The organism is Ruegeria sp. C8 (assembly GCF_056537565.1).
Map to the genome: position 1 here is coordinate 91,986 of NZ_JBQFRV010000003.1, position 25,566 is coordinate 117,551.

22 protein-coding genes are annotated in these 25,566 nt (G+C 58.8%); 9 read left to right on the plus strand and 13 right to left on the minus strand.

The window, feature by feature from the left end; genetic code table 11:
- The first annotated feature begins 24 nt into the window (after nucleotides 1–24).
- Nucleotides 25–1,083, plus strand: coding sequence for a cell division protein ZapE (zapE, locus tag ACR0KL_RS05725; RefSeq protein WP_170679863.1), 1,059 nt, complete (start codon nucleotides 25–27; stop codon nucleotides 1,081–1,083).
- Nucleotides 1,084–1,158: 75 nt separating this feature from the next.
- Here the strand turns inward: zapE and ACR0KL_RS05730 are convergent, their stop codons facing one another.
- Genes ACR0KL_RS05730 through ACR0KL_RS05745 form a run of 4 tightly spaced genes read right to left on the minus strand, consistent with a single transcriptional unit; the run spans nucleotide 1,159 to nucleotide 7,413 of the window.
- Nucleotides 1,159–2,433 carry a bifunctional folylpolyglutamate synthase/dihydrofolate synthase gene (locus ACR0KL_RS05730; RefSeq protein WP_170679861.1) on the minus strand — a complete coding sequence of 425 codons (1,275 nt, stop codon included), beginning with the start codon at nucleotides 2,431–2,433 and terminating at the stop codon, nucleotides 1,159–1,161.
- Entirely contained in the window at nucleotides 2,430–3,362 is a 933-nt protein-coding gene (accD, locus tag ACR0KL_RS05735; RefSeq protein WP_170640185.1) for an acetyl-CoA carboxylase, carboxyltransferase subunit beta, read from the minus strand. Before accD ends, ACR0KL_RS05730 begins: the two co-directional genes overlap by 4 nt.
- Nucleotides 3,363–3,422: 60 nt before the next feature.
- Entirely contained in the window at nucleotides 3,423–4,313 is an 891-nt protein-coding gene (locus ACR0KL_RS05740) for a CPBP family intramembrane glutamic endopeptidase (protein ID WP_480555184.1), read from the minus strand.
- Nucleotides 4,306–7,413, minus strand: a complete 3,108-nt coding sequence (locus tag ACR0KL_RS05745) for an ABC transporter transmembrane domain-containing protein (RefSeq protein ID WP_170679857.1) — start codon at nucleotides 7,411–7,413, stop codon at nucleotides 4,306–4,308. The genes ACR0KL_RS05740 and ACR0KL_RS05745 overlap by 8 nt, the downstream gene beginning before the upstream one ends.
- A gap of 204 nt (nucleotides 7,414–7,617) precedes the next feature.
- Here ACR0KL_RS05745 and ACR0KL_RS05750 point away from each other — a divergent pair, with 204 nt between their 5' ends.
- The 3 genes from ACR0KL_RS05750 to ACR0KL_RS05760 all read left to right on the plus strand — a co-directional run bounded on the left by ACR0KL_RS05750 (nucleotide 7,618) and on the right by ACR0KL_RS05760 (nucleotide 10,354).
- Entirely contained in the window at nucleotides 7,618–8,379 is a 762-nt protein-coding gene (locus ACR0KL_RS05750; protein WP_170679855.1) for a DUF6478 family protein, read from the plus strand.
- A gap of 11 nt (nucleotides 8,380–8,390) precedes the next feature.
- On the plus strand, nucleotides 8,391–8,750 hold the full coding sequence (locus ACR0KL_RS05755; RefSeq protein WP_170679853.1) for a hypothetical protein: 360 nt from the start codon (nucleotides 8,391–8,393) through the stop codon (nucleotides 8,748–8,750).
- A 77-nt stretch (nucleotides 8,751–8,827) separates the two neighbouring features.
- On the plus strand, nucleotides 8,828–10,354 hold the full coding sequence (locus tag ACR0KL_RS05760) for an MFS transporter (RefSeq protein WP_170679851.1): 1,527 nt from the start codon (nucleotides 8,828–8,830) through the stop codon (nucleotides 10,352–10,354).
- A gap of 47 nt (nucleotides 10,355–10,401) precedes the next feature.
- Here the strand turns inward: ACR0KL_RS05760 and ACR0KL_RS05765 are convergent, their stop codons facing one another.
- The 3 genes from ACR0KL_RS05765 to gpmI are packed head-to-tail and all read right to left on the minus strand — an operon-like array spanning nucleotide 10,402 to nucleotide 14,387.
- A complete protein-coding gene (locus tag ACR0KL_RS05765; protein WP_170679849.1) occupies nucleotides 10,402–11,739 on the minus strand; it encodes a S41 family peptidase in 1,338 nt (445 codons plus the stop codon).
- A 6-nt stretch (nucleotides 11,740–11,745) separates the two neighbouring features.
- Entirely contained in the window at nucleotides 11,746–12,876 is a 1,131-nt protein-coding gene (locus ACR0KL_RS05770) for a peptidase M23 (RefSeq protein WP_170679847.1), read from the minus strand.
- Nucleotides 12,873–14,387, minus strand: a complete 1,515-nt coding sequence (gpmI, locus tag ACR0KL_RS05775; protein ID WP_170679845.1) for a 2,3-bisphosphoglycerate-independent phosphoglycerate mutase — start codon at nucleotides 14,385–14,387, stop codon at nucleotides 12,873–12,875. Before gpmI ends, ACR0KL_RS05770 begins: the two co-directional genes overlap by 4 nt.
- 213 nt (nucleotides 14,388–14,600) lie before the next feature.
- On the opposite strand from gpmI, the gene ACR0KL_RS05780 reads away from it, so the two are divergent.
- Nucleotides 14,601–15,734: a DUF819 family protein gene (locus ACR0KL_RS05780; protein ID WP_170679843.1), complete on the plus strand. Its 1,134-nt coding sequence runs from the start codon at nucleotides 14,601–14,603 to the stop codon at nucleotides 15,732–15,734.
- A gap of 3 nt (nucleotides 15,735–15,737) precedes the next feature.
- Nucleotides 15,738–17,159, plus strand: coding sequence for a pyridoxal phosphate-dependent decarboxylase family protein (locus tag ACR0KL_RS05785; protein WP_170679841.1), 1,422 nt, complete (start codon nucleotides 15,738–15,740; stop codon nucleotides 17,157–17,159).
- On the opposite strand, the gene ACR0KL_RS05790 is transcribed toward ACR0KL_RS05785, so the two are convergent.
- From ACR0KL_RS05790 to ACR0KL_RS05805, 4 genes are all read right to left on the minus strand, one after another.
- Nucleotides 17,156–18,826, minus strand: a complete 1,671-nt coding sequence (locus ACR0KL_RS05790; protein ID WP_480776732.1) for a sulfatase-like hydrolase/transferase — start codon at nucleotides 18,824–18,826, stop codon at nucleotides 17,156–17,158. The two genes, ACR0KL_RS05785 and ACR0KL_RS05790, sit on opposite strands and share 4 nt — an antisense overlap.
- 63 nt (nucleotides 18,827–18,889) lie before the next feature.
- The gene (gene nqrM, locus ACR0KL_RS05795) at nucleotides 18,890–19,126 is read right to left on the minus strand and encodes a (Na+)-NQR maturation NqrM (protein WP_170377292.1); all 237 of its coding nucleotides are present in this window, start codon (nucleotides 19,124–19,126) and stop codon (nucleotides 18,890–18,892) included.
- A gap of 15 nt (nucleotides 19,127–19,141) precedes the next feature.
- On the minus strand, nucleotides 19,142–20,167 hold the full coding sequence (locus ACR0KL_RS05800; protein WP_170679838.1) for an FAD:protein FMN transferase: 1,026 nt from the start codon (nucleotides 20,165–20,167) through the stop codon (nucleotides 19,142–19,144).
- 66 nt (nucleotides 20,168–20,233) lie between these two features.
- Entirely contained in the window at nucleotides 20,234–20,419 is a 186-nt protein-coding gene (locus tag ACR0KL_RS05805) for a hypothetical protein (protein WP_170377287.1), read from the minus strand.
- Between the two features lie 112 nt (nucleotides 20,420–20,531).
- Between ACR0KL_RS05805 and ACR0KL_RS05810 the strand changes: the two genes are divergently transcribed.
- On the plus strand, nucleotides 20,532–21,056 hold the full coding sequence (locus ACR0KL_RS05810) for a CBS domain-containing protein (RefSeq protein ID WP_170679837.1): 525 nt from the start codon (nucleotides 20,532–20,534) through the stop codon (nucleotides 21,054–21,056).
- A gap of 43 nt (nucleotides 21,057–21,099) precedes the next feature.
- Here the strand turns inward: ACR0KL_RS05810 and ACR0KL_RS05815 are convergent, their stop codons facing one another.
- On the minus strand, nucleotides 21,100–21,843 hold the full coding sequence (locus ACR0KL_RS05815; RefSeq protein ID WP_480776733.1) for a metallophosphoesterase family protein: 744 nt from the start codon (nucleotides 21,841–21,843) through the stop codon (nucleotides 21,100–21,102).
- A gap of 125 nt (nucleotides 21,844–21,968) precedes the next feature.
- Here ACR0KL_RS05815 and ACR0KL_RS05820 point away from each other — a divergent pair, with 125 nt between their 5' ends.
- Nucleotides 21,969–22,982 carry a GDP-mannose 4,6-dehydratase gene (locus ACR0KL_RS05820; protein WP_480776734.1) on the plus strand — a complete coding sequence of 338 codons (1,014 nt, stop codon included), beginning with the start codon at nucleotides 21,969–21,971 and terminating at the stop codon, nucleotides 22,980–22,982.
- Between the two features lie 15 nt (nucleotides 22,983–22,997).
- Nucleotides 22,998–24,281, plus strand: coding sequence for a Vi polysaccharide biosynthesis UDP-N-acetylglucosamine C-6 dehydrogenase TviB (tviB, locus tag ACR0KL_RS05825; protein ID WP_480776735.1), 1,284 nt, complete (start codon nucleotides 22,998–23,000; stop codon nucleotides 24,279–24,281).
- A gap of 57 nt (nucleotides 24,282–24,338) precedes the next feature.
- Here the strand turns inward: tviB and nqrF are convergent, their stop codons facing one another.
- On the minus strand, nucleotides 24,339–25,562 hold the full coding sequence (gene nqrF / locus ACR0KL_RS05830; RefSeq protein WP_170659344.1) for an NADH:ubiquinone reductase (Na(+)-transporting) subunit F: 1,224 nt from the start codon (nucleotides 25,560–25,562) through the stop codon (nucleotides 24,339–24,341).
- Nucleotides 25,563–25,566: the final 4 nt, after the last annotated feature.

The window sequence follows — 25,566 nt, forward strand, 5'->3', positions numbered from 1 at the left end:
GTGCGGGCGCTATGGCTCAAACCCATGACGGATCTGATTTCGCTGTATAACGAACGTATCTCCGATGGGTCTCTGACGCGGGATGACGCGCAGGAAGCCGTTCTGCCGCATTTTGAACGTATCCGGGGCGAGTTGAGCGCGCCGGTGAAGCGGGGCTTGTTCCGCAAGGCTCCTCCACCGCCCAAGGGGCTGTACCTGTGGGGCGGGGTTGGGCGTGGGAAGTCCATGCTGATGGATATGTTTGTGGATGCGCTGGAGGATATACCGGCGCGGAGGGTGCATTTTCACGCGTTCATGCAGGAAATCCATGCGGGTATGCACAAGGCACGCAAGGATGGTGTTGAAGACGCGCTAGCCCCGGTCGCGCAGGATGTCGTGAAATCTGTCAAGCTGCTGGCGTTTGACGAAATGCAGATCACTGATATCACGGACGCCATGATCGTCGGACGCCTGTTTGATCTGCTATATGCGGGGGGGGTGGTCATCGTAACGACCTCGAACCGGCATCCAGATGATCTGTACAAGGACGGTTTGAACCGACAGCTGTTTTTGCCTTTCATCGCCCATATCAAAGAGCAGCTTCAGGTGTGGGAGCTGGTCTCACCGACTGACTATCGCCAGAACCGCCTTGAGGGCGCGCCGGTTTATTTCTCGCCAATCGGGCCGGAAGCGCGTGAGAAGATACGGGCCGTTTGGGCGGATTTGTCGGGAGGCACGGCCGAGCCCTTGATTTTGCAGGTCAAAGGCCGCGCTGTTGAGCTGCCAGCTTTTCGCAATGGGGTTGCGCGGGCCTCGTTCTACGACCTGTGTGGACGGATGCTGGGTCCCGGGGATTATCTGGCAATCGCCGAAGCGGTCAAGGTGCTGGTGTTGGAGGATATTCCGCGTCTGTCGCGCAACAACTTCAATGAGGCCAAGCGCTTTGTGACGTTGATCGATGCTCTGTATGAGGCCAAGGTTCGGTTGATCTGTTCTGCGGCGGCTGAGCCCGAGATGCTTTATGTCGAGGGCGAAGGGACCTTTGAATTTGAGCGCACCGCGTCTCGGCTACGGGAAATGCAGGATCAGGATTGGGGGAAGTAGGGGGGGCGCTGCCCCCGCCGCCACTGGCGGCTCCCCCGGGATATTTTTGGCCAGATGAAGCCCTGCGGGCGGATCTTAGCCGTTTTCGCGCAGGATATTGCCCGCAAGGTAGAGGGACCCGCAGATCAGGATACGTGCCTGTGGGTCTTTGGCCACGACTTTGTCGAGCGCCTCGGCCACGCTGTTGGCGGTTGATGCGGATAGATCGACCTTGGCGGCAGCGGCGGCTGTTTCTTCGGCGCTGAGGGTTGCGGCCTCACCCGGGATGGAAACAGCGGTCAGGCTCTGGGCCTGTTTGGCAAGCGGCGCGAGGTAGCCTGTTACGTCTTTGGTGTTCAGCATACCGCAGATCATATGGGTCGGGCGTGTCGGCAGGTTCGACAGAACCTCGGCCAGAGCGATGCCTGCCGCGGCGTTGTGCCCTCCATCCAGCCAGAGCTCGGCCTGCCCTGCCGTTTGCACCAGCGGGCCGGTTTTGAGGCGCTGCATCCGTGCGGGCCATTCGGCCTTGGTCACGGCGGCCTCATAGGCGGCATCGCCAAGGTTGAGATGGCGCAGAACGGCCAGGGCCGCTCCTGCGTTCTGGATCTGGTGGGCACCCAAGAGGTTGGGCAGAGGCAGGTCACGGAGGCCGGTTTCGTCTTGGTAGATCAGGCGGCCATTTTCTTCGGTGACGTGCCATTGCTGGCCATAGGCAATGAGAGGCGCGCCGAGGCGTGCGGCGGTCTGTTCGATCACCTCCATCGCCTCATCAGGTTGCGGGCCGACGATGCAAGGCACGCCGCGTTTGATGATACCGGCCTTTTCAGCGGCGATTTTCGCCAGGGTGTTGCCCAGAAACTGTTCGTGGTCGATTGAGATCGGGGTGATCACCGTCACGGCAGGTTTTTCGATCACATTGGTCGCGTCCAGACGCCCGCCGAGGCCGACTTCGAGCAGGGTGTAATCCGCTTTGGCTCGTGCGAAGGCCAAAAGGGCCGCGCAGGTCGTGATCTCGAAATAGGTGATGTTCTCGCCGCCATTGGCCGCGTAACACTCATCGAGTACTGCCGTCAGGTCGGGTTCCGAGATCAGCTCTCCGGCCAAACGAATACGTTCATGGAACCGGGCGAGATGCGGTGAGGTATAGGCGTGGGCCGACAGCCCTGCCCCCTCAAGCCCGGCTCGGATCATCGCTTGGGTCGAACCCTTGCCGTTGGTTCCGGCGATGTGGATCACCGGCGGCAACTTGTCTTGCGGGTTGTCCAATGCCTCTAGCAAACGCCAGACGCGATCCAAGGTCAGGTCGATGATCTTGGGGTGCAGCGCCATCATCCGGTCGAGGATGGCGTCCGATGTTTGGGTGGTCATTTCTGATCCGTATCTTCAGCAGGCGCGTCTACGGCGGCCTCTTCCGGTTCCGGCGCAGGCAGATCGCCTTTGATCGCCGGCGGCTGGTTCATCAGCATGCGGGTGATGGTGATCAACTCTTCACGCAGTTCGGTGCGTTTGGTCACGCGGTCCAGCATACCGTGGTCCAGCAGATATTCGGCCCGCTGGAACCCTTCGGGCAGTTTTTCACGGATGGTCTGCTCGATCACGCGGGGACCGGCAAAGCAGATCAACGCGTTGGGTTCCGATATATGCACGTCGCCCAGCATTGCGTAAGACGCAGTCACACCTCCGGTGGTCGGGTGGGTCAGCACGACGATATAGGGCAGGTTCGCCTCTTTCAGCATCTCGACGGCCACGGTGGTACGCGGCATCTGCATCAGGCTCAGGATGCCTTCCTGCATTCGAGCACCACCCGCGGCCGAGAAAAGGATCAGCGGACGCTTTAGTTTCACCGCCTCTTGCGCGGCGGCGATGATCGCGTTGCCGACATACATGCCCATGGACCCGCCCATGAACGAGAAATCCTGTGCCGCCGCAACAATCGGGGTACGCCCGATCTCGCCAGTGGCCACAAGCATGGCTTCTTTCTCGCCGGTTTTCTTCTGGGCCGCCTTCATGCGATCGGGGTATTTCTTCTGATCGCGGAACTGCAGCGGGTCATCTTTCGGCGCGGGCACTGCAACTTCGGTAAAAATGCCGCCATCGAACAGGTGGCCGAACCGGTCGCGCGGCGTGATTGCCATGTGGTGACCGCACTGGGTGCAGACGTTCTGGTTTTCGGCCAATTCGCGATGGAACAGCATCGTTCCGCATTCACCGCATTTGTGCCACAGATTTTCTGGCACTTCTCGGCGCGAGAAGATCGAGTTGATCCGGGGGCGGACGTAGTTTGTGATCCAGTTCATATCAGAGCCTTGGATTGTGCGGCGTTGACGTCAAATAAGACGCTACGGAAAGAAATGCAATCAGCGCCTGATGACGAGGCGTGCTGTCAGCCAGCAAACCATCATTGAGCCGAAATCCACCCACAACCACTGCCGCAGCACGCCACCGTCCGACATATCGTAGGGCAGCAGGAAAAGGGCCAGACCGCTGAGCGTATCGGGCAGTGAGATAATCAGGAGAGAGATCACATTATTGAAGAAATGCAAGGCGATAGCCGGGCCCAAAGTGCCGGACCGGGCCGTCAGATCAGCTGCCAGAACGCCGAACACGCAGGACCAGACCGCGACCAACAGCGCATTGTCGCCAGCGATCCCCGGCGCATAGTGACCGGCGGCAAACAAGGCCGAGGGCACCCCAACCCAGATCAGCGGTGACTGGAACCGTGCGGCCAGAGATTGCTGCAGGTAGCCGCGAAACAGGATCTCTTCGGCGCTGGTCTGAATCAGCACGGCGCCTGCTGCGAACGGCAGCAGCACGATCCAGGTCGAGAAGGCGAGGTTCTGGGTCAGCGGATCCCCCATTCCGTAAGGCGGTAGGGCTGCCAGTGCCAGACCCAGAACCGCCAGGGCCACCAAAACCCGTGTGAATTGACTGATCGCCAGACGACGCTCTCCGAGAATCGCCCAGAGTGACCTTTGCTGCATCTGTTTTGCAGCGACAGCGACCCCAATCGTCAGAAACCCAAAGCTGGCCAGCAGGACAAATGTCGCGAGGGGGGACGTTCCGCGCAAAAACCCTTGGGCCTGAGAGGGCGGGATCAGCGCTCCGACGATCGCAAAAAGTACAGTATTCGCCGCCAAATAGAGCGCGCAAATAATTACCAGCCCGACCAGCAACCGCCAAAGGTCAGGGCGCGTGCGGGCGTCGCGCACCAGATGTTCATGCGCGGTATAGGCAGCGGGTTCAATCATTGTCATCTGCCTCGTCAAGAATGGTTTCCTGTACCACGTCCGGGAAGACATCCGCCGGATTGGCAACCGTGTTCACGCGCGTGGCGAGCGTAGTCAGGTATCCCGCGACAGTTTGCAGCAACTGCGTCGCGACCGAGGCGTCGCTTTCGACAACGGCGCGCAGTTCTTCGGCTCCAATACGCAGGAAGGCGCAATCTGTGTTGGCGACCAGATCAAGTTGTCGGCGGTCACCGGTGATGATCGACAGGTCCCCGATCAGGCGGCCCGGCTCAACAATCGATATGGGGCGTTTGTTGCCATCTTCATCCGACCAGTCCAACCGGGCCTGACCCCGAATGCACAGGTAGGCTGCGTCCGCCGTCTGCCCGCGCGAAAAGATCACCTGCCCCGCCGCAACGTCGTACCATTGCGCCGAGAACGCCAGCAGCCGTTGGCTCCGCCCGTCGATGCCCGAGAAAAGCTCGGTGGTCGAGATAATTTCGAGCTTTCTGCTGAGGTCGGCAGTAGCTCCTTCTTGATGCAGAACGGGTGTGCGTGAGACACCGTCGATGCGGCCATCCTTTACCTCGACGAACAGATCATAGGCTTCGGGATGGGCAAAATGATCCTCCATGAAGATCATGATCGACTCGGGCAGCAATTCCCGCAGGCGCAGCCGGGTGCGCAGGCGGCTTTCCGAATCGTGGCTGGCGAGCGCCTTGTCGAGGATCAGGATATCGGGTCGCTTGATCCCTGCACGCGAGAACGATGCGCGTTCTTGGAACACCGTAGGCAGGTTGTTCCCCCCCAAGCCCGAGGGCAGGTCGAACATGGTGGCCGCAGCGCGGCGGCGCAGGCCGGCCTCATTCACGGCCTGGGCGACCAGATCTTCGATCTCTTCGGCGTGGGCGCCTGCCATGAGGGAAACGCGCCCATAAAGGACATTCTCGATCACGGTCAGGCGCGGGAAGTAGGCGTCAGGTGACAATGGAACGAACATCCCATCCAGCGCCTCATGCATGGCGGCGGATTGCTGTTTTCGGATCGCAAGGATCTTGTCCTTGTATTCATCCGGAAAGTCGGGGCCAATTTGCTCGGCCGTCAACAGGAACGGCACCGTCAGCATCAACGCACAATCCGGTTCTGAGACCGCATCGTCCCCTTTGGTTTTCAGGCGATCCTTGATGTCCAAAAGCCTGTGATACATGTCTTTGGACATTCCCAACCGTAGGAAAAGCGGGTGATCGGTGCCATCGCGACCAAAGGCCTGGTCCAACGTCTCGATCACGGTGCTGGCCATGTTCATTGCTTCCTCGGCCAGATCATGGCTGCGCAACATGTTGCGGAACCGCTGATCACCAGCCAACGACTCGGGTGTGATATCCCGCGCGGGCGTTGCAAACAGCAAGTTGCCACCCAAAGGCACTGCCGGATTAAACTGATCCGGGTCGAACCGGTAGACATAGCGATCGAGGCCCTTGTCCTGCAATTTCTGGGCCACTGTCTCGCGAAGTTTCACAAGCTCTTGCGCCAAGCCTGGATGCAATTTCGGGTCAAACTGCGTGCGCAGGGTGCGTCGCAACATGAACTCGTCAATGCCCATCGCCTCGACCAGTTGGAACCACCACGCGCGGATGTCGTCGATATCGTCCAGCCCGGCCAGCCCCGGATCGACCCACTCATCCTCGAGCGAATCTATTGGATTGCCGGACCGAACGGCCTCGATCTGGCGGCGGGTCGGGGCCTTCTTGGCCTCAGTTTCGTGCTGAGGATAAGGACGCAGCGGCATCAATAGGTTGTCACCCAGAGTTCCATCGAACAGGTAAGGCCGCGAATAGGCGTAACCGATCCGAGCAGCAATCACCGCCTGATGCAATTCGTTCAGATTGTGCCCGGCCAGCAGGACCTCGCCCTGAACCGGTACCACCTCACGCGTCAGAAGCTGCGCTAAGGCGGTGCGTTCGGCCGCGTTGGTCGACTGAATCGCCACCCTCGCGCCCTTGGGAATTCTCAGATCGATATCTTCCAGAATGGTCTTGCCGTCATCATCGCGCACGGTGACATTGCGCAGTTCGATATCACCGGTGAGGTGCGGGATGACCTCGGGCCGGCCATCGAACAGATGTTCGGGGATCATGTTGGACGGGGCGAAGCGTTCGGTCACGATCTCCCATCGCAGCGACATATCCTGCACCTGATTGTAGTAGGTCAGCAGATCCTTCCACGGGCCACTCAGATCTTTGTACGCCCCCAAAGCGGCGACCAGAGCACCCACCGTCACCTCACCCGTGATCGCAAGATATCCACCGACCGAGTAGAACAGGAACGGCGTTATCTGAGTGATCAGATTGTTGAGGAACTTCATGAAGAACTTTTTGTTGTAGATCTTGAAGCGGATCTCGAACAAGTTCCCCAGACGATAGCTGAACTGCGCCAATCGGTAGCGCCAGCCGCCATTGGTGCGCAAATCGCTGATCCCGGCGGCACTCTCGCCGATCTCGGAACTCAGGTGGCGGACCTCCTGAATGCGTTCTTTGTTCAGCAGGTTGATCTGGCGTTGCAGTTTCGGGATCAACCACGCCTGTAGCGGGATTAGGGCGATACTGGCCAACCCGAACCAGACACTCTGCATGAACAGGAAGGTGACGATGGTCATCATCTGACCGAACTGGAACACCGGTTGGGCGATGGCATCGCCCATCAGACCACCCATAGGTTCGGCCTCGGAAGTGATCATCGAAACCAGCTCACCCTGACTGGTGGTGGCGAAATACGATTTCGGAAAGCGCATCGACCGGTTGATCAGGGTAAACCGCAAGCGACGCAGCATCCGCTCGGCCAGAACGCCCTTCATCGTGTTGATGCGCATCTTCATCAGACCGCTGGCGATCACCGTAGCCAGAAAGGCAAAACACAGGATCATAAGGTATTGAATCTGCGTGACAGTCACCCCCCAGATCGTGACCGTATCTGCGGGCGCACCAATGGCATCGTTGATTATCTGCTTGGGCAGCTCAAGCGAGGCATAGAGGAACGGAAACGAAAGAACCGTCAGAACCAACAGCACAAGCTGTTGTTTTTTGGAGTGTTTCCAAATGAACGAAAACAGGGTGGGTTCCATGGCCGGGCCTTGTCGAATGAAAAACTGATGCGTGGCGTGGTTGCTGGCGACCCGCTTTTTCAAGAGGCCCGACCCTAAGCACAGACCCGACGTAATGCAAGAACCGACGGTGGCCTTACGCGCCGAAAACCGACAGATCCAAATTCCGGGTTTGTCCCTTGCCCGGTCTTTGACTAAAGAGGTCCTACGTCGGACGAAGGGACTATGGGTAGGATTCTCGAACGCTATTTTCACCGCAGGGTTTTGGACCGCTGGCGCAAGGCCGCGCAGATGGCGGGTGACGCCCCTCAGGCCGAACTGCGACGCCAGCGCGACAGCGCGCGCGCCCTGCAAACACAGCTTAGGCAGGTGATTGACACGGCGGATATTCGGCTGCCCGATCCGCAAATCGGCTCGAACCAGTTTCCCAAACCGATCGGCACGGATTGGAGCTGGCGCCCCGATCTGTGGCGCTGGCCCCTTGCCACGCCCGGCATTGCCTCACCCCCGCGCAAAGCGTCCCTGGGCGATCAGGTGCAGGTGTTTCACGACTGCCCACAGGCCGAGATCGCTATGCGCCAGAACCGCAACCGTCTGCCCAGTGATCTGGCCCCCTTCAACATGGGCGTGGAGGTCTTTGGCTTCGAAGGTAGCTTCCTCTCGCTTTCGATCCAACTGCCAAGCGATGCCTCTCAGGGCCTGAGCCTGCAGCACCTTATCCGCCTGGACACGCATATTTACGCGGAGCAGGAGATCGACCTCTTTGCCCGGCTCAACATCCTCAGCGGTCCGAATACCGAACAGGTTCTGCGCAAGCTTGATCTAGCCAGCCCGTCGCCCAGCGTCGATTTCGATCTGGCCCATCTGCCGTTGAATGAGAAACGGATCGAGAAGATCTGGTTGGACCTGATCCTTGAAAACCCCGGCATGAACAGCGTCACTCTGCGCGATCTGACTTTGTGCCGCCACCATCGCGCTGATTTGTGAGGTCTTTGGGAATGACTGAGCCACGACTGACCCGGACCCGGTTTGAAAACGGAATTTGGCAAGGACATCTGCGCGCCCAGACCCAGCCGGATATTCAGGTGCTTTACCGTGGCGAAGATGTCGAAGGCGTCACCCTCTCGGATGTCGAGGACGGCTGGACCGTGACCATCCCGGTGCCGGTCGCGGCCCTCTCGGACGGCGTCCATAGCTTTGTCATATCCGAGCGCTCAACGGCCCGGAAACTGGGTGATTTTACGGTGATATCGGGCGAACCTGCCGCCGATGATTTGCGCGCCGAAGTCGAGCTATTGCGCGGTGAGCTTGACATGCTCAAGCGGGCTTTTCGCAGAATTTGCCGGGAACCCAGCTGAGGCGAGACCCGGGTTTTCCTATCTTTTTCGCCATTTACATGCATCATTGAGGCAGCCGCAACACTCCGGAAGCCGCCATGGATCGCAAAAGTATCATCAAAGTCATTGCCTTGATGGTGACCGCATTCGGCATCGGCATCGACTTTACCGGGGCCTTGATGCTGGTTCCGTCAATCGAAAGCAGCTTTGACAGCGATATCACCAGCACCCAATGGGTGTTGAATATTTACGCACTGTTCTTCGCCATGACCATGGTCGCCGGAGGGCGCTTGGGCGACATGTACGGTCACCGCAAGGTGATGATCATCGGCCTGTCAATCTTTCTGTTTGCCTCGGTGTTGTGTTTCTTCGCACCCGGCCTCGATTTCCTGATCGGCGCGCGCGCCTTGCAAGGCATTGGCGCAGGATGCGTCTGGCCCTGCACCTTGGCCTTTGGGGCCACCAAAGTCTCCAAACAGGAACACCGCGCGCTTGTCATGGGTCTGATCTTGGCGGGCGTGACCACGGGCAATGTGTTTGGCCCAATGATCAGCGGACTTGCCGTCAGTTTAGGCGAATGGCGATACTTCTTCCTCGCCAACGTCGTGTTCTCCTGCATCTCGATGGCAACCGCACTGATTTTGATGGAGCGGGAGACCCAGCACAAACAGGGCGAACACATCGACTTTGCCGGTATGGGAATCCTGTCCTTTGCTGTGCTTCTTCTCCTCTACGGGCTGGATGTGGGGGCTGATTGGGGCTGGTCGTCAATCCCGCTTTTGCTGCTTTTCTTTGTCAGCGCCGTTCTGTTCCTGCTGTTTCCGCGCGTTGAAAAGCGGGTGAAAGAGCCGCTCCTATTGCCGCAATTAATGCAGAATAGAGAATTTCTGATCACGCTTGGCCTGAATATGTTCAACGTCTCAGCCGCCTTCGTCGCGTTGTTGTACTTTCCGCAATACATGCAAAAGGTGCTGGGCTGGACGACTTTCCAATCGGCGCTTGGGCTGGCCCCTCTGACTATCCTGTTGGCGGTGGGGTCGATTGTCTCCGGCACGCTCTACAATGATTTCGGGCCTAAACGCCTGCTGTTTTGGGGCTATGTTCTGGCGGCTGTCGGATCGGCCAGTATCGTGATCCTGCCCAGCAGTTTGGGCTATTTCCACATCCTGCCGGGCATGGCGATGATCGGGTTGGGCGCGACCCTGACGGTCGGGCCGTCCGGAACTGCTGCGGTATGTGCGGTCAAACCCGAACGCGCCGGGCTGGTTGGTGGCCTCAGCTTCATGACGCATCTGGTCTATGGGGCAATCTCGGTCGCCTGTGCGACCGCCATCATGTATGCGGTGTCGCTGTCTACCCTACGAGACAAATTGGCCGCCGCCGGCATTGATCTGACCGATGCCGAACAACGGGCGATCAACGGCGGTTCCCTTAGCACCGACTCTGCACATGCGGTGATGGCAAAGCTGAACGCGGATCAGGTCGATACAGTCAAATCCGCGCTCACAACTGCCTTTGACAGCGGCATGAGCATGGCATTCATCTTTTCCACGATCTCGGTCTCGTTGGGCATTCTTCTGGCGCTGATGCTAGACGAAGCCAAGCTGCACAAGATCGAAAGTTGAAAGGGCCGCGCTTGGCGCGACCCTTTGGGTTTTACTGAGACTCGATTTTACTGAGACGGGCCGTCAGGATTGAACGCCGACAGACCTTTGAGGATGTCGATGGCATAAGCCAGCTGGTAATCCTCTTCCCGCAGCTCAGCGGTGGCTTCAGCTTTGGCGCGGTCTTCTTCGATCTGACGGATTTCATCCTCGCTGAGGCTGTCATTGTTCAGACTGCCGCGAAGATCCGCCTCGGAACGTGTCGGACGATCATCCTCTTCTTCGGTTTCCGGAGCCGGGCGCGGTTGTTCTACGATGATGTCCGGGCTGACACCTAACGCCTGGATCGAGCGGCCAGACGGCGTGTAGTAACGCGAGGTGGTCAGACGCATCGCACCGTCACCGCGCAGCGGCATCACCGTCTGCACCGAGCCTTTACCAAAGCTCTTGGTGCCAACAACAATCGCGCGACGGTGGTCTTGCAGGGCGCCGGCCACGATTTCAGAGGCCGAGGCCGAGCCGCCATTGATCAGCACCACAATTGGCTTTCCTTCGGCCAGATCACCGGGAGTCGCGTTGAATCGCTCGCCGTCCTGTGGGTCACGCCCACGGGTCGAGACGATCTCACCTTCGTTCAGGAACGCGTCCGAGACCTTGATCGCCTGCGTTAGCAGACCGCCCGGGTTATTGCGCAGGTCCAGCACAAAGCCATTGACCTTGTCGATTCCGCCCGCTTCCTCGATCTGCTCTTCCATTCCGGCCTGCAGGTTCGGGAAGGTCTGATCGTTGAACGTGGTCACCCGCATGACAACGCTAGTGCCCTCGGTCCGAGCGCGTACGGCGGTCAGTTTGATCGTGTCACGAATGATTGTGACATCGAACGGATCAGGCTCACCCTCACGCACAACGGTGATCACGATTTCCGAGCCGACAGGGCCGCGCATCAGTTCAACCGCCTTATCCAGCGTCAGGCCCAGAATGCTTTCGCCATCCACATGGGTGATGAAATCTCCGGCCTCAATCCCGGCCTCATCGGCAGGCGTGTCGTCGATCGGAGAGACGACTTTGACAAAGCCTTCCTCTTGCGTGACCTCGATACCAAGCCCGCCAAACTCACCCCGGGTCTGGACGCGCATCTGTTCGGCATCATCGGGCGACAGGTAGCTTGAATGCGGATCAAGTGAGGTCAGCATACCGTCAATCGCGGCTTCGATCAGCTCTTCCGGCTCAACCTCTTCGACATATTGCGCGCGGATCCGCTCAAAAATGTCACCGAACAGGTCGAGTTGTTGGTAGACATCGGCCTTGCTCTCGGCCTCCTGCGCCAGCAGCGGTCCTGCGATCTGAGTTGTTGCAATGATGCCTGCAACCGTTCCGGCCAGTCCGGCCATCACAAATTTCTTCATACTCGTTTATCCATCCTTGCTGGTCCGAAACCACGACTCGGGGTCCACGGGGCTGTTATCTTCTCTGACCTCTATATAGAGCGTTTCTGACCGGTCAGTTCCAGTGCCATCACCACGAGTTGACAAAATAGCACCGATTTCCGGCGTTTCACCGGGCATCAAACCGACCGGAGTGCCCTCTGGTATCACTTGACCTATGTCTCCGTAGACTTCCTGCAAGCCCGAAAAGACGAATAAGAGGCCGGGCTGAGGCTCAAGAATGATCAGATTTCCCAGGTCCAGAAGCGGACCTCGGTAGCGAATTGTAGCCGCCGTGGGCGTTGTTACCAGGGCACGCGGGCGCGCACCAAGCACGAGCCCCGGCCGCGTCACGCCCGCTGCGTCTGTTTCCCCGGCCCGGTGCAATAAAACGCCTTGAACCGGCAGAGGCACTTCGCCCTTGCGGCTTTGAATAGAGTCGTCACTTTGCGCGATCTCCCCTTCCGAGATTTCGGATAGGCCTGTTGCGAACCCATCGAGTGTTTCGGTCGAAGAGATCAGGATCGCCGTTTTGATCGGGTCTTCAACAAAGCGCTGCGGCAACCCGGTGCGATCCGCGATGGCCTCGCTCAGGCGTGTGCGGGCAGATTGCACGCCGGTCAGACCTTCTGTCAGGGTTTCCGCCGCATCCTGCTGCAGTACTCGCAAGGTCTGAACCTCTTGCAAATCCTGTTCCAAAGCCTGCGCCTTGGCATTCAGGCCTGGTGTCACCTCGGACAGCATTATCCCGGCCCGCGCAGCCCCCAAGGGGCCCGAAGGGTGCAACATCAGCACCGGCGGGGTGGTCGTTTCTATGGTCTGCAATACACCCAGCAACTGCGCGACATCCTGTTCCCGCGCGCGCAGCTCGGCCGACAGCTGCGCCTCGCGCGTGGCCGCCATGCGCAACCCGTCACGCATGGCGGATAACCCAGCCTCGTAGGCTTGGATCGTCACTGTCAGAGCGCGCACCCGGTCGCGGGCGCTTTCAGCCTCGGACAGCGAGATTGACGCCTGTTCCAACATCTCGGCCGCCGCCAGCGCTGCCTGAGAAGGCGTGTTCTGCGCCTTAGCCGAGCCACACAAGAGCACCGCCAAGGCTGCGGCGAGACCCCTCATGACAGCAGGCTTTCCCCAGTCATCTCAGGCGGTTTGGGCAGGTTCATCAGTGCCAGCAAGGTGGGCGCAAGGTCCGACAATCGCCCGGTGCGGAGCGTCGCCCCCTCGGGCCCGCCAACCAAAGCCACCGGTACCGGATTAAGCGTGTGCGCGGTATGCGGGCCACCTGTCTCCGGATCCACCATTACTTCGCAATTGCCGTGATCGGCAGTGACGATCATCGCCCCACCGGCTTTTTCCAGTGCGGCAACCACGCGAGCCAGACCTTGATCCACGGCCTCACAGGCTTTGATCGCAGCGCTCAGATCTCCGGTATGGCCGACCATATCGGGGTTGGCGTAGTTGGTGACGATCAGATCATAGCCAGCCTCGATTGCCTCAACGAACTTGTCCGTCACCTCGGCCGAGGACATCTCGGGCTGTAGATCGTAGGTGGCCACTTTGGGCGATTTGGGCATGAAGCGATCTTCGCCAGCTTCGGGGACCTCCTTGCCGCCGTTCAGGAAGAAGGTCACATGGGGGTATTTCTCGGTTTCGGCCAGACGGAACTGGCGCAATCCCTGTTTGGCCACCCATTCGCCCAGAGTGTTCACGATGGCTCGTTTGGGGAACACGGTCGTCATATAGGCGTTGTGGCCGTCGGAGTATTCGACCATGCCAAGCAGAGCAGATAGCACCGGGCGCGGGCCGGTGTCGAAATCGTCAAAGCCCGGCTCGGCAATCGCGCGCAGGATTTCCCGCGCGCGGTCGGCGCGGAAGTTCAGGCAGAAAAACCCGTCACCATCTTTGACACCGTCATAACCTTCCAGCACGGTCGGCACAATGAACTCATCCGTCTCGGATTGGTTGTAAGCGTGATCGACTGCCGCATTCGCCGCGGTACCGGCACGGGCCTGTCCTTTGATCATGGCGTTGTAGGCTTGGCTGACACGCTCCCACCGGTTGTCGCGGTCCATGGCGAAGTAACGCCCGCAAACGGTGACGATACGCGCGCCTTCGGGCAGACGTTCCTCAAGCTCGGAGATGTAGGTGAAAGCAGATTTCGGGGCGACGTCGCGCCCGTCGGTCACTGCATGCAGAGCCACCGGAACGCCGGCATCCGTGATCGCTTTGGCCGCTGCAACGATATGGTTCACATGCCCATGGACACCGCCATCCGAGGCCAGCCCCATCAGATGCGCCGTCCCACCCGCGGCTTTCACTTTTGCAATGAACGCCTGCAGCGCGGCGTTGTTAAAAAATGAGCCATCCTCGATCGCCAGATCAATCTGGCCCAGATCCATCGCCACCACACGGCCCGCACCGATATTGGTGTGCCCAACCTCGGAATTTCCCATCTGACCGCTGGGCAAACCCACATCCGGGCCATGCGTAATCAGCGTGGCATGCGAGCCCTGCATGATCGTATCGAATGTCGGTGTGTTGGCCAGAAAAGGGGCATTAGCCTGAGTGTCGTCGGACAATCCCCAACCATCAAGAATACACAGGACTACTGGTTTGGGCGTGGCCATTTTGGTCTCCGGTAACTGCTCTTAGTGAACCTTCTATCGCCTGACCGCTTTGGGGTGAACCGCCTTTGCGCCCATCGGCGCAGATTTAATCGTTTCATAAACTGACCCCGACACCCGGATTTCCTTACCCGAAAGTAACGTGAACCTTACGTCAGACCACCTTGTGCGAACGGCGTCGTGCTGCCTAGTCTCACCTTCAGGGAGAGGGAACCTATGCAGCCAGAGATCGCAGTCTTCGCACTGATCTACCTTTTGGCGCCTGCCGCGATGATGCTGCTAGCGCGGCATTCGACTTTGGCCGGACGGCTGGGGCCGATTGTGCTGTGCTATATGGCCGGATTGGCGCTGGGGCTATCTGGTCTGCAACCTGACGCGGCTGGTCAGGTCCGTGACGGGGTCATGGAGGCCAGTTTGGGACTTGCCCTGCCGTTGCTGCTGTTTGGGGTCGACCTTGGGGCTTGGGGGCGGATCGCAGGTTCCGCGCTTATGTCGATGGCGCTGGCCGTTGTCTCGGTCACGCTTGTTGCAACGGGCCTGTTCTTTGCGTTCCAAGCGGGCGGCACCGCGCAGACCGAGCAGTTGTCCGGCATGGCTGTGGGGACGTACACAGGCGGCCTTGCGAATATGGGAGCGATCAAACTGGCACTGGATATCCCAGAGAACCGCTATCTGTTGTTTGCAACCGTAGATACTATTGTCGGTGCAGGTTACCTGCTGTTTGTTCTGACGTTGGCCCCGTTGGTTTTCGCCCGCTTTCTGAAGCCGTTCCCGGGTGATCGCGACACGCAGGCGCCCGCAGCGGACGAAGCCAATGCGCCGAATATGCTCCGTCAGGGGGTGGTGGCTTTTCTGGTTAGTGCATTTTGCGTGGCCGCGGCGGTGCTGCTGACTCCTCTGTTCAGCTTTGCACCATCGCAGGTCATGACCGTGGTTCTTCTAACGTCGCTAGGTCTGCTCGGCTCGGTCACGCCGTCTTTGCGCAAAAACCGGGCCGCATCTCATATGGGCATGTACCTGCTCTACGTATTTTCATTCAGCGTCGCGGCTTCGATGGATCTAGCGGAGTTGCGCGATATGGATCTGTCTATTCTTGGCTTTGTACTGATCGCCACCTTCGGCAGTTTCGGTCTGCACGCACTGCTTGCACGCACCGCCGGGGTCGACCGAGATACATTCCTGATCACCTCGGTCGCAGCGGTCATGTCGCCTGCCTTTGTGCCCATGGTCGCCCGCAGCTTGCGCAACCCTGCGATCTTGATGTCGGGCATGGCAACCGGCATTCTCGGCTTTGCGATCGGGAACTATCTGGGCATTTCACTGGCGCTGCTTTTGGCCGGGAAAGGATAGGATATGGATCATCAGAAATTGCCAGAGACAGGCCGCCCTGAAGGCGAGATCCTGAACCAGTTGAAATCCTTTGCCGAAAACGACCCGAATTACCGCGAGGGCCGGACGTGGAGCCTTGTGTATCATCTGGACGATGACCACGACGCCTTCACAGCCAAGGCCTACAGCGCGTTCTCTTCGGCAAACGGGTTGAATCCGGCGGCGTTTCAGAGCCTCAAACAGATGGAGACGCAGATCATCTCAACCATGGCCGGGTTGCTTAAAGGCGGACCGGCGACCTGTGGCGTGGTCACTGCGGGCGGCACCGAGAGCTGTCTGATGGCGGTCAAAACCTACCGGGACATGGCGCGCAAAAAGCGCAAGGTGACCCGTCCGAACATGATCCTGCCCAAGACCGCCCATGTCGCCTGGTTCAAGGCCGCCGAGTACTTCGGCGTCAAGGCGCGTCTTTTGCCGATGACGCCGGACTACGCCACCGATATCTCCAAACTTGCGAGGTTGATTGACGCCGGAACGGTGATGATCCTCGGGTCAGCGCCGGAATACCCGCATGGCACCATCGACCCGATTGCCGAGATGGGCGCAATCGCGCAGTCCAAAGGCATTCCCTTGCATATCGACGCCTGCGTCGGCGGGCTGATCCTGCCCTTCATGGAGCGGAACGGCGTTGACCTGCCCGATTGGGATTTCCGTGTGCCGGGGGTGACGTCCATCTCGGCCGATCTGCATAAATACGGGTATGCGGCCAAGGGGGCGTCAACCATCCTGTATCGCAATCTTGACCTGTTGAAGCACCAGATGTTCGTCTGCCAGGACTGGCCCGGAGGGGTCTTTGCCTCGCCCGCTTTGCTGGGCACAAGACCAGGAGGCGCCTATGCCGCCGCCTGGGCGGTGATGCAGAAACTCGGTGAGGACGGCTACTGCCGGTTGGCGAAAGACACCACCGAAGCGGTCGAGACCTTGAAGACGGGAATAGCGGCGATAGACGGCCTGCGCATTCTGGGAAACCCGCAGGGGCCGCTGCTGGCCTATGGCTCAACCGATCCGCAACTGAACATCTATGCCGTGGCGGATCAGCTGGAGCGCGCCGGTTGGAGCATCAATCGCGTTCAAAACCCAGATGGCATCCATTGCATGGTCACCGCCAAACACCGGCATGTCACCGATGAATACCTGGCCGATCTCGCCCAGGCGGTTGCAACCGTTCGCGCCAACCCCGAGCTCGCCAAAACCGGAGGGGCCGCAACCTATGGCATGATGGCCCATGTCCCGCTGCGCGGCATGGTGAAATCCAAGGTGCTGGATGTGTTTGCCGAGATGTACCGGGCCGGTGGTGGAGATTTGCATCTGGATGACGGCAAGACCCCGAACCTGCTGGAACGCGGCATGGCCCGATATGTTCAGTGGAAAGCGCGGCGCAGTTAGTCCTTCAGATAACTCTTGTACGGCTTGGCTTTCCGGTTTCGGTATTTGACCGTCAGGTCTAGCGGCATGTCATTTTCGTCGTAGATCCCCAACACGATCCCCCTGCCCCGGCTTTTGGTTCGCATCTCGATCAGTTGCTGTTCAGACCGCGTCGTGCGCTGTGACGGGCGGCGTGTCCAAGCGAACAGGTGGTCATACATTTCACTGATCACCTCGGCATGATCTTCGCTGTCGCCCAGATCAACCAACTCCTCCGGGTCGTTTTCAAGATCGAACAGGATCGGACGGTGCCCGCCCTCACAATGGATCAGCTTCCAGCGTTTGTTGGCGACCATGAACATCACCGCAGCGCGGACAGAGGCGTTCATCCGCTCGGCAATTGGCGACGCGGAATAGTCGTATTCGCAGATCACCACATCCCGAGGCCGGTCCTGTGCCTGTCCATGCAGGATCGGCAACAGGGAATGACCTTCGAGGATATGACTGGCGACGCCGCCTCCGGCCACATCTACGAATGTCGGAGCAAGATCAATGGATTCGACCAGCGCATCGCTCACCATGCCTCGGGTCGCGTCGGCCTCGGGCGAAGGGTCATAGATGATCAGTGGCATTTTGGTCGAGGTATCGTGGAAGAACGTTTTCTCGCCCATCCAATGGTCGCCTAGAAAGTCGCCATGATCTGAGGTCAGAACGATCATCGTATCTTCCATCCGGCCGGTCCGCTCCATCCAGTCAAACAACCGGCCCATCTGATCGTCGGCCTGCTTGATCAGGCCCATATAGGCTGGGATCACCGCCTCACGCACATCCTGGCGCGAGAAGGTCTCACCGATTTTGGTCTCCATGAACGCTTTCAACACCGGATGCGCATTTTTGCGTTCCTCATCGGATCGCACCACCGGCAGCACATGTTCAGGTCCGTACATCGAGGCATATGGCTCTGGCACGATATAGGGCCAGTGCGGTTTGATGAAGCTTAGGTGGCAGCACCATGGGGCGTCATGGGTTTCCATGAACTCGATCCCGCGCCCGGTCAGATAGGGAGTCTCGCTGTCTTCTTCGGCGATATTTGCAGCCTCCGAGGAGTTCTTCAGGAACCAGCCAGACAGAACATTGCCATCTGCGTCCAACCCGGAATTTGCGAAGTCATGCCAGGGGTTGTCGCCTTCATAGCCTTTGTCTCGCAGATACTCATTGTAGGCCTTGGCCCCATCGGGGTCGTAAAACCCGTCCGGCCCTTCGGGGCGCATTCCGTCATCGCGTTCGAAGACATCAAAACCACATTCCGCCAAACGAGCGCCAATCAGGCTGTCCGGTTCAAGACCGAGCCGCGCCATGCCTTCCGCATCCGCGCGCATATGGGTTTTGCCAACCAGCCAGCATTCCATCCCCGCCTTACGCAGGTGGTCGCCCATCGTCATCTCACCGACCTTCAAGGGAATCCCGTTCCACGAGGCTCCATGCGAATGCACATACCGACCCGTATAGGTCGACATGCGCGAACTGCCGCAAATCGGCGATTGGATATGGGCGCGATTGAATCGCACACCCCGCGTGGCGAGACGGTCGATATTCGGCGTGTGGAGGTGCGGATGCCCGTAGCAGCTCAGGTAATCCCAGCGCAGCTGGTCGAACATGATGAACAGGATATTCTTGGCTTTGGCCACATGCGCCTCCGGTCTGGTCCGAAGGCTATCTAGCCAATTCCCGATGGACAGTGCAAATGCCGATTAGGCCTGACGCTCCATCTGCTCCAGCATCTTCTTGGCGCGTTTGCATTGCAGCTGATCACGCAGAGGGCTGTCGGGGTCGATGTCCTTTTGGCAGACCACGCATTTATCCGCGCCCGAGATCGCGTTCAAACCACCGCAGCTGCCCTTGATGGTTTTACCCATCAACATCACGCCCAGCGACATGCCAACCATGACCAGAGACAGAAGAATAAAGGCCAGAATGAAGGTGCTCATCTCGGTTCCTACCAATCAGTTGGTGCCCAGAGCGTCTTTGAACGCGCTGCTGTGCGAAGTTATATAGGCATCATCGCCGCCTGTCACATCCCGCGAGATGAAATACACGGCAAGTTTATGCTCTTCGGCCAGCTTCATGCCCTTTTCCTGACCCAGCGCCAGCATGGCAGTCGCCCAGGCATCCGCCATCATGGCGGTTTCCGCCAGAACCGTGACCGAGGTCGTCCGGTGCGTGATCGGACGCCCGGTTGTCGGGTCGATGATATGCGAATAGCGCACACCGTCTTGTTCGAAGTAGTTCTTGTAATCGCCCGAACTGGCCATACCGCGATCGTCCAGCGACACGATCAACTGCAGGCTCTGGGACCCGGCCTGAGGCTTTTCGATCCCGATCTGCCACGTTTCGCCCTTGTCGTTCTGGCCTTTTGAGACCAGATCGCCGCCGATCTCGACCAGATAGTTTTCGATGCCTGCGTCCCGCAAGGTCTCGGCGACGGCGTCAATGCCATAGCCTTTAGCGATAGCCGACAGATTGATCCCAACGCCAGGTTCGGATTTTGCTAGCGTTCCTGCCTCAGCATCCAGCGTCAAAAGCCGATTTTGTCCAACGCCTGCCAGCGCGGCCTCGATATCAGCATCCGACGGCACAGGGTCTTCGGGCTTGCGCGGACCAAAGCCCCAAAGTTCGATCAACGGGCCGAGTGTGACGTCAAAGGCTCCATCGGTTTTGTTATGAACGTCATTTGCGGCGGCCAGAACCAGCGCGAACTCGTCGGAGACAGCAACAGGGTCGGTGCTGGTAGACGCCGAGAAGGTCGAAACCTCGGAATTCGGATCCCAGTTCGACATCTTGGCGTTGACAGCGGCCAGAGTCTCCTCGACCGATGCCGCCAACGCAGTTTCGTCGAGATCCTCGCCAATTGCGGTGACATTGAAGGTTGTGCCCATGGTCTCACCCGCCAGGCGCACCACATCGGGTTCCTTGTCGAACAGGCAGCCAGTCAAAAGGGTGGCAAGGGCCAGCGCAGGCAGTAGACGCATGGATCAGTCTCCGGGAAAAGCAGTGCCCGGCATATGCCAGCCACCCCGGTCAGAGTCAAACCGGCTTCACAACTTCAGCGGCAAAAAACCCAACATCAAAAGGCCAATCCCAGCTGGAAGTCCGAACAACCACGCCCGTTTCTGCCACCCGTCCGGCTGCTGTTTCCACACCATGCGAAAATTATGGCCGCAGACCACCACAACAAAGAAAATCAGCGCAGCAATCGGGGGTGTCAGATAGATGTCACTCACAGGCTTGGACTCCGGGTTTTCGCCGATGCGGGCATTTGCACCCTATACAGGCCATTTAGCTGCGCTAAGGTGAAAGGGAAAGACTTTGCAAGAACCAAAAAGGAGATTGCCCATGGCCCCAACCTCATACCAGGCCCCCACACGCGGCGACAAGCAGGACAAGTCCACCTACAGCCAGTCGACGGGATCGAACCTGTCGCAGTCGCAGACGACCGTGGCGAAACTGCTTGAGGGGAAAGGCGACGCGGTGTTCTCTGTCCGTCCGAACGAGACGATCCACACGGTGGTGAATATTCTCAAGGAAAAACACATCGGTGCCGTTCTGGTGACCGATCAGAACGGAGCGCTTCAGGGCATCCTGTCCGAGCGTGACATCGTACGCCGTATGGCTGACACGCCCGGCCAGACCCTGCCGCAATCGGTCGAGGATCTGATGACCAAAGAGGTTCAGAGCTGCGCGCCCGACGATACGCTGAATGCGGTTCTGAAAACCATGACCGAAGGCCGCTTCCGCCATATGCCGGTTGTCCGCAATGGCCTTTTGTGCGGTATGATCACAATCGGTGACGTCGTGCATTTCCGTCTGAAAGAGCTGGAATACGAAGCGCTTCGCATGAAGCAGATGATCGTTGGCTAAAGCAACCTGGCCCGCGGCGGTCTTTCGCCTCGGGCCAGACGACCTAAGCTGTTGCAGTGAATGTGACCCCTCCGGGGTACAACTCAGCAGCGGTCAGGCAGTTGGTCGCGAAAGCGCCGGTGTCGATCGAAATCACCCCGTCCCTAACCTCGGCCTGATCCACGATCGTGTGCCCATGCACCACCCATTGACCATCCCGGCGTGGCAGTTGTCGGAATTTGGGGTGGCCCCAAAGACAGGTTCTCCGGTCCTGTTTTTCCACTGATGCCCGAGGGTCCAGAGCGGCATGAACGACCGAGACATTGCCGCTGGTCCACATCAACGGGCGCTCCGACAGCCAGTCCACAAGCTCATGCCCCATGGCAATGCGCAAACGCTCTGCCAGATCGCCCCTATCGGCGTCGACATCCTTAATGCCAAAGGAGGCCAGCGTCTGGACGCCCCCGTTGTTCATCCACAGCGGGCCAATGCCGAACGGGTCCTCAAGAAACCGCAGTAACATCTCTTCGTGATTGCCCAGCAGGCAGGTTACGCGCCCGTTCGAGGTCAAACTCAGATGTTTCAACTGCCGCAATACCTGCGCGCTGTAGTCTCCCCGGTCGACATAGTCGCCGACAAACACCCAGGGCAGGCTCTCGTCGAGCTTCGGCAGCAGGGCTTGCAACAGGTCCAAACGCCCGTGAATATCTCCGACCGCAACGAAACGCGCATCGGGCCTAATGCCCGACACATCCGCGCCGCGCATTCCGCCCGGTCCAAGCAGCCCTTTTATCCAGCCCGTCACCATGCAAAGACCTCTACTCTGACCGGCTGCGACGGACAATCGGCAATCGGTCCGGAAACGGGCGGTTGACCAATGGGCGCGCAACCTTGATAGACATTGCAAAGGGGTCGCCGAAGCGTGAGGGATGTATGAAGCGGGTTTTGATCACGGGCACGGCCGGATTTATCGGCTTTCACCTGGCGAAGCTGTTGCTGTCCGAAGGGTTCCGTGTGCATGGCTATGACGGGATGACCGACTATTACGACGTCGCCCTCAAGCAACGCCGCCATCAGATGTTGCTGCAAAATCCCGGCTTTACCACCACTGAAGACATGCTGGAAAACCATGAACGGCTGATGCAGGTCGCGGATGAGTTTCAGCCCGAGGTGATCATCCACCTCGCCGCTCAGGCCGGTGTGCGCTACAGCTTGGAAGAGCCACGCAGCTACATCAACTCGAACGTCGTCGGCACGTTCAATGTGATGGAGGTCGCGCGTCAGCACAAGGTTCAGCACCTTCTGATGGCCTCAACCTCTTCGGTCTATGGCGCCAATGAGGACATGCCCTTTACCGAGGTCGAAAAGGCCGACACGCAGCTGACGATCTACGCGGCGACCAAAAAGGCCAATGAGGCGATGGCCCACTCCTATGCCCACCTCTGGGACCTGCCGACCACAATGTTCCGGTTCTTCACGGTCTATGGCACCTGGGGGCGGCCCGATCTGGCTCTGTACAAGTTCGTGGACGCGATCCTCGAAGATCGCCCGATTGATATCTACAACCACGGCGACATGTATCGCGACTTTACCAATGTCGAGGATCTTGTCCGTGGCATCCGTTTGCTGATCGACGTGCCTCCGGTGCGACCCGCCAGCGCGGATGAGGTCGAGGACGGCGATAGCCTGTCCCTCGTCGCGCCGCACCGGGTCGTAAATATCGGCAATGGCGACAAAGTGCGCCTGATGGATTTCATCGAGGCCATCGAAGCGGCAATCGGGAAAAAGGCCATCCGCAACTACATGCCCATGCAAATGGGTGACGTCCCCGCCACATGGGCCAATACTGACCTGTTGCAACGCCTGACAGGGTATCGCCCGGAAACCAATTTCAAAGACGGGATCGCGCAGTTTGTTGCGTGGTTCCGCGATTATCACGGCAAGTAGAGGGCCAAGACCGGAATGCTGGAAACCAATCCTGACGCCCGCAAAATCGCCGTGATTGGGTTGGGCTATGTCGGCCTGCCGCTGGCAGTCGCTTTTGGAAAAATCGGCCCCGTGGTCGGGTTTGATATCAACGCCGAACGTATCGACGCCTTGCGCAATGGCAAGGACGCAACGCAAGAGGTCGAGCCCGAAGACCTTGCCGCCGCATCAGGCCTGAGTTTCACGACGCAAGCCTCCGACCTTGCGGCGTGCGACACCTTCATTATCACGGTGCCCACCCCAATCACCGCAGGCAAACAACCTGATTTGTCGCCTTTACTCGCGGCCTCGGAAACCGTGGGAATGGTCCTGAAACCCGGCGACCTGGTGATCTACGAATCCACCGTCTATCCCGGCGCGACCGAGGAAGACTGCGTACCAGTGCTGGAGCGCACCTCGGGCCTGAGTTTCAACACTGATTTCTTTGCAGGCTACAGCCCCGAACGGATCAATCCCGGCGACAAGACCCATCGGATCGCGGATATCTGTAAGGTGACCTCGGGCTCGACCCCCGCAGTGGCCGATCTGGTCGACACGCTCTATGCCCGGATCATCACCGCAGGCACCCACAAGGCCGAAAGCATCCGCGTGGCCGAGGCCGCCAAGGTGATTGAAAACACCCAGCGCGACCTGAATATCGCGCTGGTGAACGAATTGGCGATGATCTGCGGGCGGATGGAGATCGACACCGAGGCCGTTTTGCGCGCGGCAGGGACCAAATGGAACTTCCTGCCTTTCCGTCCCGGTCTGGTCGGCGGGCATTGCATCGGCGTTGACCCCTACTACCTGACCCACAAGGCCGAGGCTGTGGGGCATCATCCCCAGATCATTCTGGCCGGGCGGCGGCTGAACGATCAGATGGGCAGTTATGTTGTGTCTCAACTGGTTAAACGCATGACCCGCGACGGCATCAATGTCGGTGCGGCACGCGTTCTGGTTCTCGGCCTGACCTTCAAGGAAAACTGTCCTGACCTACGGAACACACGCGTCGTTGATATCATTGAAGAATTGCAGAGCTATGGCATCAGCATTGATGTCCACGATCCCCATGCTGACCCCGCCGCAGCCGAGGCTGAATACGGCCTCTCGCTTTCAAGTTCCCCTCAGGACGGAACTTATGATGCAGTCGTTCTGGCCGTCGCGCATCAGGAATACAAAGACGCTGATCCGTCAACGTTCCGAGCTTACGGCAAACCCAACAGCGTGGTGTTCGACATCAAATCATGCCTGCCAAGGGACGCGAGTGACTTGAGGCTCTGATGCGGTCTGGAGTCCAACAAAAAAAGCCGGCGCACCATGCACCGGCTTTTTTGTCTCTTACCCGCCGAAATCGTCGAGCATGATGTCTTCGCGGTCCACACCCAAATCCAGCAGCATGTTGATGACCGACTGGTTCATGATTGGAGGACCACACATGTAGAACTCGCAGTCTTCAGGCGCGGGGTGGTTCTTGAGGTATTCTTCGAACAGAACGTTGTGGATGAAGCCGGTATAGCCTTTCCAATCGTCCTCGGGCTGTGCGTCCGACAAGGCGACGTGCCAATCGAAATTGTCGAACTCTTCGGCCAGTTGGTCGAAATCCTCGACAAAGAACATCTCTTTCTTCGACCGCGCACCGTACCAGAAGCTGATCTTGCGATCGCGGTTCTCAAGACGCTTTAGCTGGTCGAAGATGTGGCTGCGCATCGGCGCCATGCCCGCACCACCGCCGATGAAAACCATCTCTTTTTGGGTTTCGCGGGCGAAAAACTCACCGAACGGACCCGAGATGGTGACTTTGTCACCCGGCTTGAGGTTGAAGATATAAGACGACATCTGACCCGGAGGGATGCCATCGGAACCCGGAGGGGGCGAGGCCACGCGGACGTTCAGCATGATCATGCCCTTTTCGTCCGGATAGTTCGCCATGGAATACGCACGCTCAATCGGTTCTGCGACGACAGATTCGTACTGCCACAGATTGAAGCGATCCCAGTCTTCGCGATATTCCTCTTCCACGTCGAAATCGGTGTATTTCAACTGGTGCGCAGGGGCCTCGATCTGGATGTAGCCACCAGCGCGGAAGTTCACGTCCTCGCCTTCGGGCAGGTCCAGGGTCAGTGCCTTGATGAAGGTCGCCACGTTCTCGTTCGAGCGAACGGTGCATTCCCATTTCTTAACGCCAAAGACTTCCTCGGGGACTTCGATGTCCATGTCCTGCTTGACCGCAACCTGACAGGACAGACGGTCACCACAGGCCGCTTCACGCTTGGTGATGTGGCTTTCCTCGGTCGGCAGGATTGACCCGCCACCGGAATGAACCTTCACCCGGCACTGCGCGCAGGTACCACCGCCACCACAGGCAGACGGAACGAACAGCTTTTCAGCCGCCAAGGTCTGCAGCAGCTTGCCACCGGCAGGGACCGAGATGGTCTTTTCGCCGTTGATGGTGATGTTCACGTCACCGGTCGAGACCAGTTTCGAACGGGCCGCCAGAATGATCGTCACCAGCGCGATGACGATCACTGTGAAAAGGGCAACGCCTAAACCAAAAGTTTCCATTCTG

Bases quoted from the DNA above. Each gene is read 5' to 3' on its own strand.
- zapE (WP_170679863.1), top strand. From the start codon at position 25: ATGACGGATCTGATTTCGCTGTATAACGAACGTATCTCCGATGGGTCT.
- ACR0KL_RS05730 (WP_170679861.1), bottom strand. From the start codon at position 2,433: ATGACCACCCAAACATCGGACGCCATCCTCGACCGGATGATGGCGCTG.
- accD (WP_170640185.1), bottom strand. From the start codon at position 3,362: ATGAACTGGATCACAAACTACGTCCGCCCCCGGATCAACTCGATCTTC.
- ACR0KL_RS05740 (WP_480555184.1), bottom strand. From the start codon at position 4,313: ATGATTGAACCCGCTGCCTATACCGCGCATGAACATCTGGTGCGCGAC.
- ACR0KL_RS05745 (WP_170679857.1), bottom strand. From the start codon at position 7,413: ATGGAACCCACCCTGTTTTCGTTCATTTGGAAACACTCCAAAAAACAA.
- ACR0KL_RS05750 (WP_170679855.1), top strand. From the start codon at position 7,618: ATGGGTAGGATTCTCGAACGCTATTTTCACCGCAGGGTTTTGGACCGC.
- ACR0KL_RS05755 (WP_170679853.1), top strand. From the start codon at position 8,391: ATGACTGAGCCACGACTGACCCGGACCCGGTTTGAAAACGGAATTTGG.
- ACR0KL_RS05760 (WP_170679851.1), top strand. From the start codon at position 8,828: ATGGATCGCAAAAGTATCATCAAAGTCATTGCCTTGATGGTGACCGCA.
- ACR0KL_RS05765 (WP_170679849.1), bottom strand. From the start codon at position 11,739: ATGAAGAAATTTGTGATGGCCGGACTGGCCGGAACGGTTGCAGGCATC.
- ACR0KL_RS05770 (WP_170679847.1), bottom strand. From the start codon at position 12,876: ATGAGGGGTCTCGCCGCAGCCTTGGCGGTGCTCTTGTGTGGCTCGGCT.
- gpmI (WP_170679845.1), bottom strand. From the start codon at position 14,387: ATGGCCACGCCCAAACCAGTAGTCCTGTGTATTCTTGATGGTTGGGGA.
- ACR0KL_RS05780 (WP_170679843.1), top strand. From the start codon at position 14,601: ATGCAGCCAGAGATCGCAGTCTTCGCACTGATCTACCTTTTGGCGCCT.
- ACR0KL_RS05785 (WP_170679841.1), top strand. From the start codon at position 15,738: ATGGATCATCAGAAATTGCCAGAGACAGGCCGCCCTGAAGGCGAGATC.
- nqrM (WP_170377292.1), bottom strand. From the start codon at position 19,126: ATGAGCACCTTCATTCTGGCCTTTATTCTTCTGTCTCTGGTCATGGTT.
- ACR0KL_RS05800 (WP_170679838.1), bottom strand. From the start codon at position 20,167: ATGCGTCTACTGCCTGCGCTGGCCCTTGCCACCCTTTTGACTGGCTGC.
- ACR0KL_RS05810 (WP_170679837.1), top strand. From the start codon at position 20,532: ATGGCCCCAACCTCATACCAGGCCCCCACACGCGGCGACAAGCAGGAC.
- ACR0KL_RS05815 (WP_480776733.1), bottom strand. From the start codon at position 21,843: ATGGTGACGGGCTGGATAAAAGGGCTGCTTGGACCGGGCGGAATGCGC.
- ACR0KL_RS05820 (WP_480776734.1), top strand. From the start codon at position 21,969: ATGAAGCGGGTTTTGATCACGGGCACGGCCGGATTTATCGGCTTTCAC.
- tviB (WP_480776735.1), top strand. From the start codon at position 22,998: ATGCTGGAAACCAATCCTGACGCCCGCAAAATCGCCGTGATTGGGTTG.
- nqrF (WP_170659344.1), bottom strand. From the start codon at position 25,562: ATGGAAACTTTTGGTTTAGGCGTTGCCCTTTTCACAGTGATCGTCATC.